Annotated in this window: 14 protein-coding genes; 5 read left to right on the top strand and 9 right to left on the bottom strand. The window is 71.7% G+C overall.

Features of this window, described 5'->3' with window-relative positions; genetic code table 11:
- Nucleotides 1-67: 67 nt before the first annotated feature.
- On the top strand, nt 68-838 hold the full coding sequence (locus HEK131_RS09085) for a DUF72 domain-containing protein (protein ID WP_244334328.1): 771 nt from the start codon (nt 68-70) through the stop codon (nt 836-838).
- Between the two features lie 7 nt (nt 839-845).
- On the opposite strand, the gene HEK131_RS09080 is transcribed toward HEK131_RS09085, so the two are convergent.
- Nucleotides 846-1,217, bottom strand: a complete 372-nt coding sequence (locus HEK131_RS09080) for a GntR family transcriptional regulator (protein WP_244334327.1) — start codon at nt 1,215-1,217, stop codon at nt 846-848.
- A gap of 71 nt (nt 1,218-1,288) precedes the next feature.
- Here HEK131_RS09080 and HEK131_RS09075 point away from each other — a divergent pair, with 71 nt between their 5' ends.
- Both HEK131_RS09075 and HEK131_RS09070 read left to right on the top strand, forming a co-directional pair.
- Nucleotides 1,289-2,218: a GNAT family N-acetyltransferase gene (locus HEK131_RS09075; RefSeq protein WP_244334326.1), complete on the top strand. Its 930-nt coding sequence runs from the start codon at nt 1,289-1,291 to the stop codon at nt 2,216-2,218.
- Nucleotides 2,199-2,696 carry a DUF402 domain-containing protein gene (locus HEK131_RS09070; protein WP_244334325.1) on the top strand — a complete coding sequence of 166 codons (498 nt, stop codon included), beginning with the start codon at nt 2,199-2,201 and terminating at the stop codon, nt 2,694-2,696. The genes HEK131_RS09075 and HEK131_RS09070 overlap by 20 nt, the downstream gene beginning before the upstream one ends.
- 3 nt (nt 2,697-2,699) lie before the next feature.
- On the opposite strand, the gene HEK131_RS09065 is transcribed toward HEK131_RS09070, so the two are convergent.
- The gene (locus tag HEK131_RS09065) at nt 2,700-3,320 is read right to left on the bottom strand and encodes a class I SAM-dependent methyltransferase (protein WP_244334324.1); all 621 of its coding nucleotides are present in this window, start codon (nt 3,318-3,320) and stop codon (nt 2,700-2,702) included.
- A gap of 40 nt (nt 3,321-3,360) precedes the next feature.
- A complete protein-coding gene (locus HEK131_RS09060; protein ID WP_244334323.1) occupies nt 3,361-3,822 on the bottom strand; it encodes a GNAT family N-acetyltransferase in 462 nt (153 codons plus the stop codon).
- Between the two features lie 217 nt (nt 3,823-4,039).
- Between HEK131_RS09060 and HEK131_RS09055 the strand changes: the two genes are divergently transcribed.
- Nucleotides 4,040-5,071 carry a lytic polysaccharide monooxygenase auxiliary activity family 9 protein gene (locus HEK131_RS09055; RefSeq protein WP_244451972.1) on the top strand — a complete coding sequence of 344 codons (1,032 nt, stop codon included), beginning with the start codon at nt 4,040-4,042 and terminating at the stop codon, nt 5,069-5,071.
- 61 nt (nt 5,072-5,132) lie between these two features.
- Here the strand turns inward: HEK131_RS09055 and HEK131_RS09050 are convergent, their stop codons facing one another.
- The 5 genes from HEK131_RS09050 to HEK131_RS09030 form a co-directional block, all read right to left on the bottom strand.
- The gene (locus HEK131_RS09050) at nt 5,133-5,987 is read right to left on the bottom strand and encodes an esterase/lipase family protein (protein ID WP_244334322.1); all 855 of its coding nucleotides are present in this window, start codon (nt 5,985-5,987) and stop codon (nt 5,133-5,135) included.
- Nucleotides 5,988-6,235: 248 nt separating this feature from the next.
- Entirely contained in the window at nt 6,236-7,213 is a 978-nt protein-coding gene (locus HEK131_RS09045) for a DNA polymerase Y family protein (RefSeq protein WP_217465446.1), read from the bottom strand.
- The gene (locus HEK131_RS09040; protein ID WP_244334321.1) at nt 7,210-10,644 is read right to left on the bottom strand and encodes a DNA polymerase III subunit alpha; all 3,435 of its coding nucleotides are present in this window, start codon (nt 10,642-10,644) and stop codon (nt 7,210-7,212) included. The genes HEK131_RS09045 and HEK131_RS09040 overlap by 4 nt, the downstream gene beginning before the upstream one ends.
- Before the next feature lie 584 nt (nt 10,645-11,228).
- Nucleotides 11,229-12,311, bottom strand: a complete 1,083-nt coding sequence (locus HEK131_RS09035; protein WP_244334320.1) for a S1 family peptidase — start codon at nt 12,309-12,311, stop codon at nt 11,229-11,231.
- Nucleotides 12,312-12,693: 382 nt separating this feature from the next.
- On the bottom strand, nt 12,694-13,587 hold the full coding sequence (locus HEK131_RS09030) for a S1 family peptidase (protein WP_217465443.1): 894 nt from the start codon (nt 13,585-13,587) through the stop codon (nt 12,694-12,696).
- A gap of 489 nt (nt 13,588-14,076) precedes the next feature.
- Between HEK131_RS09030 and HEK131_RS09025 the strand changes: the two genes are divergently transcribed.
- The gene (locus tag HEK131_RS09025) at nt 14,077-14,514 is read left to right on the top strand and encodes a cell division protein SepF (RefSeq protein WP_161148315.1); all 438 of its coding nucleotides are present in this window, start codon (nt 14,077-14,079) and stop codon (nt 14,512-14,514) included.
- A gap of 36 nt (nt 14,515-14,550) precedes the next feature.
- Here HEK131_RS09025 and HEK131_RS09020 read toward each other — a convergent pair whose 3' ends face one another.
- Nucleotides 14,551-15,741, bottom strand: a complete 1,191-nt coding sequence (locus tag HEK131_RS09020; RefSeq protein ID WP_217465442.1) for an acyl-CoA dehydrogenase family protein — start codon at nt 15,739-15,741, stop codon at nt 14,551-14,553.
- Nucleotides 15,742-15,775: the final 34 nt, after the last annotated feature.

Raw genomic sequence — 15,775 nt, 5'->3', positions numbered from 1 at the left:
AAGGGCCGTTCCGGTGGGCGCGGCCCGCCCGCCTGTCCGGCCCGCGCCCGGATGCTTTCATGGATGTATGACCCTGTTCGTCGGTACGTCGGGGTGGCAGTACAAGAGCTGGCGGGGCGTGCTGTACCCGGCGGGGGTGCCGGTGCGGCTGTGGCTGGAGGAGTACGCGAAGCAGTTCGCCACGGTGGAGCTGAACAACGCCTTCTACCGGCTCCCGTCCCGCGAGAACTTCGAGGCGTGGCGGGACCGGCTGCCGGAGGGCTTCGTGGTCGCGGTGAAGGCGAGCCGCTATCTGACCCACATCAAGCGGCTGCGGGACCCGGAGGAACCGGTGCACCGGCTGATGAGCCACGCCGAGGGTCTGGGCGCCGATCTGGGCCCGGTCCTGCTCCAGCTCCCGCCGACCCTGCGCGCGGACCCCCCGCTGCTGGACGCCTGCCTGGCCTGCTTCCCGGCGGAGACCCGGGTCGCGGTCGAACCGCGCCACGACTCCTGGTGGACGCCGCGGACCCGCGAGGTGCTCCAGGCCCGCGCGGCCGCCCTGTGCTGGGCGGACGAGCTGGGCCGCCCGGCCGGCCCGCTGTGGCGGACCGCCGACTGGGGATACGTCCGCTTCCACCGGGGCCGGGCCAAACCCTGGCCGCGCTACGGCACACAGGCGCTGGAGTCCTGGCTGGAGCGCATCACCTCGGCCTGGCCCGAGGGGCAGGACGTGTACGCGTACTTCAACAACGACCCGAGGGGCGCGGCGGTGAAGGACGCGGCGGAGTTCGGGAGCCTGGCCCGGCGGGCCGGGGTCGAGGTGACGCGGACGCCGGAGCCGTGGGCGCGGCGGTGAGTGCCGCTCAGTCGGTGCCGTAGGCCGCCCGCAGCGCGTCGCGGACGGTGGCCAGGGCTTCGTCGTGGTCGAGGCCGAGCCGCCGGGCCCGCTCGGCGTACGCCTGGGCGGCCGTGCTCGCCTCGCGGGTGGCGGCGGGTCCGGCGGCGGCCACGTAGGTGCCGTTGCGGCCTCTGGTCTCGATCACCCCGTCCGCCTCCAGCGCCCGGTACGCCTTGGCGACGGTGTTCACGGCGAGGCCGAGCGACTCGGCGAGGCCGCGCACGGTGGGCAGCCGGTACCCGGCCGGGAGCACGCCCGCCCGCGCCTGCTCGGAGATATGCGCCCGGACCTGCTCGTACGGCGGCGCGCTGTCATCGATGTGGATCTTCAGGCTCACAGGGCCGATTCTCCCGTACGCGGCGGAAAATGAGAGGCACTCCGGCGGGCCCGCCCGTACGGTGCGTGCACATGACCGTACTCGTGCGCGATCTGCGCCCCGAAGTACCGGCCGACACCGAGGGCTTCGCCCTGGTACGACGGCTGGCGCTGCCCTACATCCTGTTCACCCCCGCTTCGGTGCGTCACGTCCTCACCCGCAGCCACCCGGACGCCCGGTTCCGCTCGCTGGTCGCGGAGGAGGACGGCGAGGTGATCGGGACGGCGCAGGTCGCGCTGGCGCACGACAGCACGGAGCCGGGGCAGGCGTACGTCAATGTCCATGTCCGCCCGGACCGCACCGGGCGGGGTGCGGGGCGGCTGCTGGTCGCCGCCGCCGAGGAGTATCTCGGCTCGCTGGGTGCCACGCGGCTGTACTCCTGGGTCGTGGACGAGCCCGCGAACGTGCGGTTCGCCGAACGGCACGGCTACCGGCCCGGCCGCCCGGCCCGCTTCCTCCGTCTCGACATGGCGGGCGGCACCCTCCCGCCGCTGCCGGACACCCCGCCCGGCGTGGAGCTGCGCACGGCCGCCGACTTCGCGGCCGACCCGCGTCCGCTGTTCGAGCTGGACGCGGAGACGGTGGCGGACGAGCCCGGCGAGGTCACGCTCGCCTACTCGGACTACGAGGCGTGGCTGGAGGAGACCTGGGAGCATCCGCTGCTGGACCTCGGACTGACCGTCGTGGCGGTCACCGACGGCCGCCCGGTCGCGTTCAGCGTGGCCTACACCGACGGCGGCTCCCGCTACTTCACCGCCATGACGGGTACCTCCCGCGCCTACCGGGGCCGGGGCCTGGCCAAGCTCGCCAAGCTCCATGCGCTGCACCGGGCCCGCGCGGCCGGCCACACCGAGGCGTTCACCGGGAACGACGCGGGCAACGGCCCGATGATCGCCATCAACAAGTGGCTCGGCTACGAGTTCTGCGCCACGGAGGTGCGGTATGTCCGCGAACTCGGCTGACACGATGGACGAGTTGGAGATCGTTCTCGTCAAGGCGGGCCGTACGAAGATCCGTTACCCGGCGGCCCTGCTCGCGGACGACGGCACCCGTGTGTCGGTGCGCGCCCCCTGGGCGGGCGCGGGCGTGCGCGACTTCGGGTTCGTGCGCTTCGAGCCGGGCGACGTGTTCACCGAGCACTACTGGCGGGACCGCTGGTACGCGGTGAAGGAGGTCCGCGCCCAGGACGGCACCCTGAAGGGCTGGTACTGCGACATCACCCGCCCCGCCGTCCGCTCCGGCGCCGAACTCCTGGTGGAGGACCTCGACCTGGACCTGTGGGTCTCGGGCGACGGCCGGGACGTACTGCGCCTGGACGAGGACGAGTTCGCCGCGAGCGGTCTGACGGAGCGAGACCCCGGGGCAGCGGCCGCCGCCCGGTCCGCCCTGGACGAACTGGAGGCGCTGGCCCGCGCGGACGGTCTCACGGCCCTGCTTTGAGCCTCACACCTCGGCCAGCACCGCGTACCGCTCGTCGGTGACGGGCCTGCCCCACAGCAGCGGATCGTCGGACAGCGGCTCCACGCGTATGCGCCGGGCGAGCGGCGCCAGCAGCCCGGTGACCTTGTCGACGGGCATGCCGACCGGGGAGAGGCTCCCCCAGACACCCTCGACCAGCACGAACCGCCCGCCGGGGCGCAGCAGGGTGCGCCAGTGCCGCAGCACCTCGGCGGGTCCGGGCAGCGTCCACAGCACATGCCGGACGAGGATCACGTCGTACCCGCCCTCCGGCACCGGCGGCACGGCCGCGTCCCCGCACAGCACCCGCGCGTCCCGTCCGGCGAGCTTGGCGCGGGCCCGCTCGACCATGGACGGGGAGGCGTCGACACCCGTCACCCGGTGCCCCTGTTCGGCGGCGAGGAGGGCCAGGCTGCCGGTGCCGCAGCCCAGGTCGAGCAGGTCCGAGGGCTGTTCGGGCAGCCAGCCGCGAAGCCGCTCACCCCACGCCGCCCGGATTTCGGGCGCCCGCAGCCCGTGATCCGGCTCGTCGTCGAAGACGGCGGCCTGGGCGTCCCAGTCCACGTCCGTCCCGGCGGTCCACTCGCCCGTGCTCGCGTCGTCCATGACCACAAGCGTGCCATCCGCCACCGACAATGACCTTCCGTCAGCTACTCAGCGTCTTGCGGTAGTGGAGCCGGTCGTAGGGGCCGTCGACGCGGCGTCCCACCAGCTCGTAGCCGTAGCGGGGGTAGATCTCCTGGTTCTCCCACATCAGCGCGTTGGTGTGGAGCCGGATCTCGGGGAGGCCGAGGGCGCGGGCGTGCGCCTCCACGAAGTGCAGCAGCCGGCGCCCGACGCCCCGGCCGTGGGCGTCGGGGTGGACGGCGATGCTGTCGAGGAAGAGGTGGTCGGGGAAGGCGCTGACCACCACGAGTCCGGCGACCGGCTCCCCGGTGACGAACACGCGGCCCGCCGCGATGTCGGCCATGTGGTCCGCCTCCATGGGCTGGGGCACCACACCGATGCGCGCGATGTAGGGGTGGTAGGCGGCGTCGGTGACCGCGCGCACGGCTGCCAGGTCGGCGGCCGTGGCCGCGCGGACCGCGGGTTCGAGGTGATCGTCCATGCCGGGCACGGTAGCGACCTGAGCCCAGCCTGAGCACCGCCTTAAGCCGACCATAAAGATCGGCTCCAGCGGCTCGGAGCGGGCGGATCCACCGGTCGACGGGGCTAGTTTCTGAGCGTCCCCCCACGGGAGCAGCCCCTTCCGGCAGTCGGCCGGCCGTACGTTCCGAGGAGTTCCGATGCTTTTCGCCACGCCCTCGACACCGCGCGGGCAGCGGATGCCGCGGCTCCGGGCCGCCGCCACCGCGGCCGCGCTCGGCCTGGCCCCGGTCACCCTGGCCGCGCTCGCCGCCGCACCCGCGGCGGCGCACGGTTCGATGGGCGATCCGGTCAGCCGGGTCGCTCAGTGCTTCGCGGAGGGCCCGGAGTCCCCGAGGTCGGCGGCCTGCCAGGCGGCCGTGGCGGCGGGCGGCACCCAGGCGCTGTACGACTGGAACGGCATCCGGATCGGCGACGCGGGCGGCCGCCATCAGCAGCTCATCCCCGACGGCGAACTGTGCAGCGCCGGGAACGAGGAGTTCAAGGGGCTCGACCTGGCCCGCGCCGACTGGCCGGCCACGAAGGCGCACAGCGGCTCGTACACCTTCAAGTACCGGGTGACCGCCCCGCACAAGGGCACCTTCGAGGTCTACGCGACCAAGCCCGGCTACGACCCGGCGAAGCCCCTGGCCTGGTCCGACCTGGACCTGGAGCACCCGGTGGCGAAGGCCACCGACCCGGTCGCCACGGACGGCTTCTACACGTTCTCCGGCACGCTCCCCGACCGTACGGGCAGGCAGCTCCTGTACGCGGTGTGGCAGCGCTCGGACAGCCCGGAGGCGTTCTACTCCTGCTCGGACGTGGACTTCGGCGGGACGACGGCCGGCACGGTCAAGTCCGCGCCCGCCCCCTCGCCGCGCCCCTCCGTCACCTCCGCCGTCTCCCCCGTCTCCCCCGGTTCCGCCGCCCCCGCGCCCTCCGCCTCCGCGCCCTCGGACCGGCAGATCGCGGCCGGCGCCGACCGTTCGACGGTGGAGCACCACGGCCACGGCGACGACGACCCGAGCACCTCGGCGGAGCCGGCCCCCACCGCCACCGAGCCCAACGCATTGCGGCCGGAGGGGACTTCGGTCCCACTGGCGGAGACCGGCGCCCCCGCCGGCACCTCGTACGCGGCCATCGGCGGCGCGGCCGCCCTGGCCCTCGGTTCGGCCGCGCTGTTCCTCTCGGTGCGCCAGCGCGCGACGGGCCGGAACCGCGCCGCACGCTGAACACCCCTCCGATCGCGGGGCCCTGCCGGGCGGCTCAGGCCGGGCAGGGCCCCGAGTCACGTCAGCTGAAGGCCGACGCGCAACTGGTCGCGGTGGCGCGGGACGGGTCGAGCGCGTTGGCCACCTCGTGGTAGGCGATGCGGTCGAAGATGCCGATCGCCACGTGTTCGGACAGGTCGAGCGGGCACAGGTCCTGCAGGAGGACGTTGCGGACGTCGGAGCCGGTCAGGTACTGGGTGCGCCAGGGGGTGACGACCTCGTCGTACTTGGTGGCGATGACGGTGTAGTGCACTCCGGGGACGGTGTCGCCGCCCGCGTTGAGCTTGGTCAGGAAGGCCGAGCCCGTGATCTGGTCGGCGAGGGCGGGCGTGCTGGCCTTGATCAGGTTCTCGGCGCCGGGGAAGTACGGGAGCAGGTTGGTGAGGCCGTTCAGGTCGGTGCCGTGGTTGCTGGGGGCGATCCCGACGAGCGCGTTCACCTTGGCGGCTCCGCCGAGGAACTTCAGGTAGTACCGGGGCATCATGCCGCCCTGGGAGTGGCCGACCAGGTCGGCCTTGGCGGCTCCGGTGGCGGTGAGCACCTTGTCGACGAAGGCGGACAACTGCTCGGCCGACTTGTCGATGGGGCCGAGGCCGTAGAAGACGGGGACGCCGGACAGTTGCCCGTAGTCGAGGGAGAAGACGCAGTAGCCGCGCTCCTTGAGGTACGGCGCGAGCGACACCCAGTTGGTGACGGAGTTGCCGAGGGTGCCGTGGACGAGGACGACGGGACGCGGGTGGGCGGCGGAGGGCTTGCAGGAGTAGTCGTTCCAGCCGCTGCTGGGGGCGGCGTGGGCGGTGGCGGCGGGGACGGTGGCGAGCCCGGCGGCCAGGAGCAGCGCGGCGAGCGGTCTGAGCACTTGTTTCCAGGGCAGCATCGTGTGATCTCCTTGCGGCTCAAGGGAGGTGCACGGCCTAACCCTGTGATCCGGATCACGGGATGCTGTTCACTCGTCAAGTTACGGACGAGTAGTGCAACTGTGAAGTTACGCGTCGGTAAAAAGTTCCATCAGTGCCCAGAAGCCCCCGCACGCTGTGGAATCGTCACCAGGTTGCGCGTAGCCGCCCGATCCCACCGGAAACTCCCACAACACGCGTAACTCGGTTCCCTTGCGCCCCGGTACCGTCAGGCCGCGAGCGACCCCGGCATCACCGCGCGGGGACCGAACTTGGCCCGCGCCAGGTCGGCGACCTCCTCGATCCGGCGGGCCTTCTCGTCCACGGGGTCGAAGGTGAGCTGGTGGGCCGCCTCCCCGGCCGGGGTCAGCCCCTCGGCGCGCAGGGCGAGCGCCCGCACCCGCGCCCGCTGGAGCCCGAGCGCCTCGTACATGCCGTACGCCGCCCTGGTGAGGTCGGCGGAGTGTGCGGTCGGCTCGGCGAGGGTACGCCCGCGCACCGTGGTGGAGCGGTCGGCGTAGCGCACGGTGAGCGTCAGGGAGCGGCAGACCCGCTCCATCTCCCGCAGCCGCGAACCCAGTTCCTCGGCATCCGCCAGCAACGCCCGCCGATGCCGGCCGGGGTCCAGCTCGTCCAGGCCGAAGGAACGCTCGGCCCCCACCGACCGGGAGACGGCGTTCGGAACGACCCGCCCCCGGTCCACGCCGCCTGCCCGCTCCCGCAGCTCACGGGCGGCCTTGGCCCCGATCAGCCGCTGCAACGTGGAGGGCGGCGCGACGGCGACCCGCCCCAGGGTGTCCAGACCGTACTCGCACAGGGTCCGGGCGGTGGCCGCCCCGACCCCGGGCAACGCGACCACGGGCAGCCCGGCGAGGAACTCCGCGACGGCACCGGGCCCCTCGGGAACGGCGCACACCGCCCCCGGCCGGGCCTCCCGCAACGCCATCCGGGCCAGCATCGGCCCCGGTCCGGCGCCGACCGCGCAGTCGACGCCGTACCGGGCCAGAGCCCGTACCCGGATCAACGCGGCCAGTTCCACCGCGTCCCGCCCGAAGTACCGCTCGGCCCCTCGCAGGTCGGCCAGCGCCCCGTCAGGCGGCAGCCCCTCGACCACGGGGGTGAACTCCTCCAGCAGCCCGAGCAGTTCGGGCAGCTCGAGCTCACCCGCGCCCGAGGCCGGGCGGAAACGCACGCAGAGAACGGTCATCCCGCGCTCCCCGGACTCTGATGCCACAACTTCCGCATGGCGGCGGGCCCTTGCTCGGAGACCTCCTGGCCGGCCGGGCGCAGGTCGGCCCAGGGATGCATCTCGTACCCGGTGGCCATCCGGATCCGGCGCCCGCTACCGTCACCCGCCCCGCCCTTCGTCTCGGGAACGGGTTCCGCCAGCCGGGCCGCGACCTTCTCCAGCCCGCCCTCGGCCCGCAGTTCGACGAGTTCGGCGAGGTTCCAGGCGACCGACCCGACCACACTCAGGCTGCGCGACCCCCGCCGCTGCACCACTCCGCGCACCAGCAGCAGCCAGGAGTGGAAGACGGTGTGGGCGCAGGTGTCGTGGGAGTCGTCGAAGAAGGCCAGGTCGACCAGTCCCGTACCGTCGTCCAGGGTGCTGAAGATGACGCGCTTGCCGGACCGGATGGGCGGCGTCTGGGTGGCCGCCTTGGCGCCCGCGACCAGCACGGTCTCCCCGTGCCGGGCCTCCCGCAGCCGCCGGGCCGACACCACACCCAACTCCTCCAGGAAACCCCGGTGGTCGTCCATCAGGTGATGGGAGACGTCCATGGACAACACGCCGAGCTCGGCACTGAGCCGCTCGGCGTCCGACAGGTCGGGCAGCCCGGCGGAAGCGGTCCGCCGCCCACCGCCCAGCGGAAGCTGATCGCCACGCCCGCCCCGCGAGCCCCGGTGCAACTCGGCCAGATGCAACTGCAGATCACGCCGGTTGCCGCCGAAGGCGTCCAACGCCCCGACCTGAGCCAGCCGTTGGGCGAGCGGCCGCCCCGGCCGCCCCCGCTCCCAGAAGTCCAGCAGGGACGCGTACGGCTGCCCCTCGGCGATCCGGGCGCCCTCCGCCTCGCTGATCCCGTGCACATCGGCGAGGGCGAGGCGTATCCCCCACGCCCCCGAACCAGACACCAGTTCGATTCGATGGGCGACCCCGGACACGTTCACGTCCAACGGCAGGACCGGCACCCCGCGCCGCCGCGCGTCCGCCAGCAGCAGCCGCTTGGGATACATCCCCGGATCATGGGTGAGCAGCCCGGCATAAAAAGCGGCCGGGTGATGCGCCTTGAGCCAGGCCGACTGGTAAGTGGGCACGGCAAAAGCGACAGCGTGCGCCTTGCAGAAGCCGTACGACCCGAAAGCCTCGACGATCTCCCAGGTCCGCCGAACGGTCTCCGCGTCGTACCCCTTCGCCTCGGCCCGCTGTGCGAACCACACCCGGACGCGCCCCTGCGTCTCACGGTCGGAGAGCAGCCGCCGCGCCGCGTCGGCCTCCCCGCGCCCGCAACCGGTCATGACCACAAGGATGTCGATGATCTGCTCATGGAAGACCACGACGCCGTACGTGTCCCGCAGCACCGGTTCGAGATCCGGATGCGAATACCGCACAGGCGCCCGCCCGTGCCGGGCCTCGATGAACGGCCGCACCATGTCGGCGGCGACGGGGCCGGGCCGGAACAACGAGATGTCCACGACGAGATCCCCGAAACAGTCCGGCTGGAGCCGCCCCACGAGATCCCGCTGCCCGGGCGATTCGATCTGGAAGCACCCGAGCGTCTCGGTGGACCGGATGAGCCCGTAGGTCTCCGGGTCCCCTTCCGGCAGGGCGTCCAGGTCGACCCGCTCCCCGGAGGCCCGCTCCACCTCGGCGACGGCGTGCGCCATGGCCGACTGCATCCGCACCCCGAGCACATCGAGCTTGAGCAGCCCCAGGTCCTCCACGTCCTCCTTGTCGAACTGCGACATGGGCAGCCCTTCCCCGCTGGTGGGGACCACCGGAGTACGCCGGAGCAGCGAGGCGTCGGACAACAGGACCCCGCAGGGATGCATGGCGATCCCACGCGGCAGGGCGTCCAGCGCCTCCACCAGGTCCCACAGCACCCCGTACCGCTCCTGCTCCCCCGCGAGCGCCTTCAGCTCGGGCAACTCCGCGAGGGCGATCCGGGCGTCGCGGGCCCGGACATGCGGAAAGGCCTTGGCCACCCGGTCGATCTCGGCAGGGTCCATGGACAGGGCGGCGCCCACGTCCCGGATGGCGTGCCGCACCCGATACGTCTCGGGCATGGCGACGGTGGCGACCCGCTCACTCCCGAACCGCCCGATGATCGCCCGGTAGACCTCGAGCCGCCGAGCGGACTCCACATCGATGTCGATGTCGGGCAGCGCGATCCGCTCCCTGGACAAGAAGCGCTCCATGAGCAGCCCGTGCTCCACCGGGTCGGCATGCGCGATCCCCAGCAGATGATTGACGAGGGACCCGGCCCCGGACCCCCGAGCGGCCACCCGGATCCCCATCCCCCGCACATCATCGACGACCTGGGCGACCGTCAGGAAGTAAGAGGCATACCCGTGATGCCCGATGATCTCCAGTTCCCCGTGCATCCGCTCCCAGTAGTCCCGCCGTCCGGAATAGCCGAGACGCACCATCCCCGCGACGGCCCGGGAGGCGAGCGTCCGCTGAGCACCACGCCGCCCGGCCCCCACCAGCCGCCCTTCAGGGAACCGGACACTCCCGATCCCCAGATCGTCCTCAGGGTCGACGACGCACTCCCCCGCGGCGGCGAGAGTCTCCTCGACCAGCCGCAGGGCGACCTCGCGCCGATACCCGGCGGCCTCGACGACCCGCTCGGCGACCCCGAGCATCTCCGCCGCACCCTTCAGCCAGGCTTCACCGGAGTCGAGCCCCTTGCGCGGATCGATGGGAACGAGCCGCCGGGCGGCATCCAGCACATCGGCGACGCGCCCCTGCCCAGGGTCGGCGTAGCGCACGGCGTTACTGAGCACGGGCCGCACCCCCTGCTCCACGGCGAACCCGAGAACACGAGCGGCGAGCCTCAGCGACCCCGGCCCCGTACCCGGCCGCCCGTGCCAGACCACCTCGAGCCGAAGGGCGTCCCCGTAGACCTCCCGCCAGGGTGCCAGCAGCCGGGCAGCCCGGTCGGGGCGCCCGGCGGCCAGGGCCCGCCCCACATCGGAGTCGGCCCCCAACAGCACCAGAAGCCCCTCGCCCCGATGCTCACCCCAGGGCAGCAGCGGCCCGGCGCCCCCACCCGCCCAGGCGGCGGTGACCAGCCGGCAGAGCTCCCCCCACCCCCGAGCCCCGTCCCGGGCGAGAAAGGTCACCCGGGCGGCCGACTCGTCGACGAAGACACCCCCGCGCACGGGAGTCCGCAGCCGCCCGCCACCACCCCCGCCCGAGGCGACCTCGACCCCCAGATCGACCCCGAACAGCGGCCGGACCCCACTCCCCGCACAAGCCTTGGCGAACCGGACGGCCCCGGAAAGGGTGTCCCGATCGGTGAGCGCGAGCACATCCATCCCCCGCTCGGAGGCACGCAGGGCGAGCCGCTCCGGATGCGAGGCTCCATGGCGCAGCGAGAACCCGGAGACGACATGCAGATGCGCGAACGCCACTCCAGCACCTCCCACACCAATCGAACACTCGTTCCAACACCACCATACCCCCACTATCGAACACGCGTACGACAGAAACAATCACCCCTCCCACCTGCAAAAACACCGAAGAACCCGCCCACCACCACACCCACCCCACGGGGCGACACCCCACGCGACCCAGCCGGACAGGCACCCCTTTACCCGCCACCCCCACGACGGCCCATCCGAAGACGACGCCCCCTTGGGCATGGCCACGACGAACCGGTAGGCCGGACACGACGCCCCCTCGGGCACGACCACGACGAACCGTTAGGCCGGACACGACACCCCCCCTTGGGGCACGACCACGACGGACCGGCTGGCCGGACACGGCGGCGAGGGGACGTGCCGGGGGGTGTCCGCCCGCAGCGGCCGGCGAACACCAACCCGCACACATCACAGAAACAGGGCGCCGGACCGAGGACGGACACCCCCCGGCGCGGCCCCGCCCCCGACACAACGGACGACAGACGCACGACGGACGGCAAGACGCACGAGGGACGGCAGACGCACGAGGGCCCCGCCCCTCCCGAAGGAGAAGCGGGGCCCAGCACAAGAACGACTCAGCCGATCTGAGTCCCGGTAGCGGACAGCGCCTCGGTCACAGGCTGGAAGAACGTCTCCCCGCCGGAGGTGCAGTCCCCACTACCCCCGGACGTCAGCCCGACAGCACTGCTCCCCGAGAACAGCGACCCACCACTGTCCCCGGGCTCCGCACACACGTCGGTCTGGATCAGCCCGCTGACCGTGCCCTCGGAGTAGTTCACGGTCGCGTTCAGCCCGGTGACGGTCCCGTCGTGGACCTGGGTGGTGGACCCGCTACGGGTCACCTTCATCCCCACGGTGGCCTCGGCCGCCCCCGTGATCTGCTGAGCAGACCCGTTGTAGAGGTTGACCTCGCTCGGGTGATCGACCCCGCCGGTGTACTTCACCAGCCCGTAGTCGTTACCCGGGAAGCTGGAGTCCTCGTTCTGCCCGATCGTGGCACCGGACGAGTCCGCCCAACTGGAGATCGACGCGGTGCAGTGCCCCGCGGTGAGGAAGTACGGCGCCCCGCCCTTGGTCACGTTGAACCCGAGCGAGCATCGCCCACCCGACCCGGTGATGGCGTCACCACCGGCGACGAAGGGCTTGAACTCCCCCTTGGACCGCTTGAGTTCAGCGGCACCGTCGAGCCCGGAGACGACCTTGCCCAGCTTGGCCCACTGGGCCTGGGACACGGTCTTGTCGGCGGTGACGACGACCTTGTTGGAGACCGGGTCGGTCGCCCACGAGGTACCGGGGATCGTCGCGTCCTTCTTCAGCGTGGACCGCGCGCCGTCGAGCACGGCGAGGGAGTGGGAGACGATTCTGGCCTTGGCGCCGGCCGCCTGGACGGTATCGGCGGCGGAGGCGTTGAGCACGTTGACGACGAGGCTCTTGGCCTGGGCGTCGTAGTAGCTGCCCGCGCTGTCGGAGCCGAGGTCGGCGAGCAGCGTGGAGGCGAGCTTTCCGGCCGCGGGAGCGGACAGGACTCGCGCGTCGGGCGCGGACTTCACGGGTTCGCTGGCGTTCGCAGTCTGGAAGGTGACACCCGCGGCGACCAGTGCGGCAACACCCGCTCCGGCGATCGCGGCCCGCCGTGCGGGTATGCGTCGATGCTTCAACTCACGTCCTCCTGTGGGGGGTCGGCCCGGCAGGTTGTGGGGACCTGACGAACCGGAAGGCTGGTTGACGAGCGCCCACTCTTCCGAACCGCACAGCCGGGACACAAGGTCGACTTCCGGCCGGACTCTCGAACAACCTGCCCAGCTTGACCGAGGACAGTCACCCCAGGGAATTCGCAGTGCAAACACGGAACGCTGCCCGGACACCACCGCACAGCAACGGCATCGGGTGTCCGAAAACGAACCGTCTCAAAGCGAGACGACGGACCCTGCACGACGAAAAGCGGGCCCCCGCACGCGAGTTGCCGCGTGCGGGGGCCCGCCGAACCGACCCGTCAGAGAGGACGGCCCGTCAGAGAACGCCAGGGAACCTCAGCGAACCTCAGGGAAGGGTCACCCCGTAGTAGCTCAGCGCCTCGGTGACCGGCTGGAAGAACGTCGTACCGCCGGAGGAGCAGTTGCCGCTGCCCCCGGAGGTCAGCCCGTAGGCGACGCTCCCGCCGTACAGCGGACCGCCGCTGTCACCGCCCTCGGCGCACACGGTGGTCTGGATGAGCCCGGACACCACGTCGCCGCTGCCGTAGTTGACGGTGGCGTTCAGCGCGGTGACGCGCCCGCTGTGGGTGCCGGTGGTGGACCCGCGCCGGGTCACCGTGGCCCCCACGGCCGGCGTGGCCGCGCTGCTGATCGTCTGGCTGCCGACCGCGCTCGGGTGCGCGATCGAGGAGTTGGTGTAGCGCACCAGCGCGAAGTCGTTGCCGGGGAAGCTGTACCCGACGTTGGTGCCCAGCAGCGTGGTCTTGGCGGAGTTGCTGTACCAGGTGGAGGCGACCTCACCGCAGTGCCCGGCGGTCAGGAAGTAGTACGTGCTGCCGCTGCGCACGTTGAAGCCGAGCGAGCACCGGTAGGAGCCGCCGTAGATGGCGTCGCCGCCGGTGATCAGCTTGTTGAACTTGCCGGGCGTCCGCTTGATGGTGAGCGCGTCGGCGCCGGCCTGCTCCTTGATCTTGGAGATCTCGGCCTGGGACACCGTGCTGTCCACGGTGACGAGGACGCGGTTGGTCTTGCTGTCGACGGCCCAGGCGGTACCGGGGACGTCGGCCTGGCGGACGGAGTCGCTCGCCTTGGTGAGCTGACTGGCGCTGAACGTGTGGACGTCGCTGGCGTGCGCGGTGGGGGCGGCGAACGCTGCCACGGCAAGGAGGCCGGAGACGGCGGCCGTCAACTGGGTGCGTCTGGCGATACGGCCTCGGGGAGTGGTGCGCTTGATCCTCACGTGTCGTTCCCTCCTGGGGAATTCGGGGGCCCGCGTGGGGTCGGGGCCCGTGAGGCGCAGCCAGCGGCAGGTCTGTCCGGACGTGCATGCCCCTGACAAGCGCTGAGGGGGAGTATTCGGCCGAACGACCGGTAGGCACAAGAGTGCCTTTCGGCCGTCACCGCCTCAACGGCGATACAGGTCCCGCACCCTGACGTCCCCTCAAGTCACAAAAGACGACAATCGCCCCATGCGCCCCACCTCGGACGCCCCTCTGTCACCCGGACACACCACACATCACCCGTCCGCCGCGACAAATCATATTTCACTCTCAGTCAGCAGCCGTATGAGTCGGAGCCCTTGGGGCACAAGGGCTCTCGACGGATCGATCGTGCACCAGTACCGTCACAAACCCCCCGCGCGGCGTCTATCCACTTGGCGCGCCGTCCGCATCATGGATGACCATAGGGAAGCGAAGAACGAGAAAGACCGCTGTGAGAGGAGGCGTCCATGGGATCGGTACGCAAGGCGAGTGCGTGGCTCGGCCTCGTCGACGACAACGATGACGAGCGTTACTACGACGACGACTACTCCGAGGGCACGGAGTCCGCAGACGCCTGGGTCACCGACCCGCGGGTGAAGGTGGCGGCGGACACGGCCGAGGACAAGGGCCGCCGGATCGGCACGGTCACCCCGGACAGCTTCCGGGACGCCCGCGCCATCGGCGAACTGTTCCGGGACGGTGTCCCGGTCATCATGAACCTCACGGCGATGGAGGGCGCCGACGCCAAGCGCGTGGTGGACTTCGCGGCCGGACTCACCTTCGGGCTGCGGGGCACGATCGAGCGGGTGGCGACGCGGGTCTTCCTGCTGACGCCCGCCCACACCGAGATCATCAGTGGCGAACCGGCCGGCCGCCGGGAGGACGGCTTCTTCAACCAGAGCTGAGGCGGGGCCGTTCACCGGCCCCGCCCCCCCAGGGGCTCACCGGAAGGCGTCGAGCCCGGTGAGCGCCTTGCCCAGCACGAGCTGGTGCATCTCCACGGTGCCCTCATAGGTGAGCACCGACTCCAGGTTGGTCGCGTGCCGCATCACGGGATACTCCAGGGAGATCCCGTTGGCACCGAGGATCGTCCGCGCCGTACGGCAGATCTCGATGGCCTCGCGGACGTTGTTCAGCTTGCCGAAACTGATCTGCTCGGGCCGCAGCCGCCCGGCGTCCATCCGCCGCCCCAGATGATGGGCGAGCAGAATCCCCTTGTGCAGCTCCACCGCCATGTCGGCGAGCTTGGCCTGGGTGAGCTGGAAGCCCCCGATGGGCCGCCCGAACTGCTCCCGCGTCCGCGCGTACTCCAGGGCGGCCTCGAAGCTGGCGCGGGCGGCGCCCATCGAACCCCAGACGATGCCGTACCGGGCGTGCGAGAGGCAGCCGAGCGGTCCGCGCAGCCCGGTGACCTCCGGCAGCACCGCGTCGGCGGGCAGCCGTACGTCGTCCAGGACGAGTTCGCTGGTGACGGAGGCCCGCAGGGACCACTTGTGCTTGATCTCCGGCGCCGAGAAGCCGGGCAGGTCGGTGGGGACGACGAAGCCCCGGATGCCGTCCTCGGTACGCGCCCAGACCACCGCGACCCCGGCGACCGAGCCGTTGGTGATCCACATCTTGCGCCCGCTGAGCACCCAGTCGTCGCCGTCCCGCTTGGCGAACGTACGCATGCCGGCCGGGTCGGAGCCGTGGTCGGGCTCGGTCAGCCCGAAGCAGCCGATCACCTCGCCGGAGGCCATGCGGGGCAGCCACTCGTTCTTCTGCTCCTCGCTGCCGTACCGGTGGATCGCGTACATGGCGAGGGAGCCCTGCACCGAGACCAGGGACCGGATGCCGGAGTCGGCGGCCTCCAGCTCCAGGCAGGCGAGGCCGTACTGCACGGACGACGCGCCCGCGCAGCCGTACCCGGTCAGGGACATGCCGAGAGCGCCGATCGAGCCGAGTTCGCGGGCCAGCTCCCGGATGCCGGGCAGCTCGCCCTTCTCGTACCAGTCGGCCACGTACGGCAGGACCCGGTCCGCCGCCCAGGAGCGGACGGTGTCGCGGACGGCGAGGTCCTCGGGGTCGAGCAGGTCGTCCAGGCCGAGCGGGTCGGCGGGATCGAACGCGGGCGGCTTCGGGGACGCGGACATGTGAAACACCCTCCGGCACTGTGCGGCTCAGGAA

Source organism: Streptomyces seoulensis (assembly GCF_022846655.1).
GTDB lineage: Bacteria > Actinomycetota > Actinomycetes > Streptomycetales > Streptomycetaceae > Streptomyces.
This window is presented reverse-complemented; position numbering and strand designations above follow the sequence as displayed.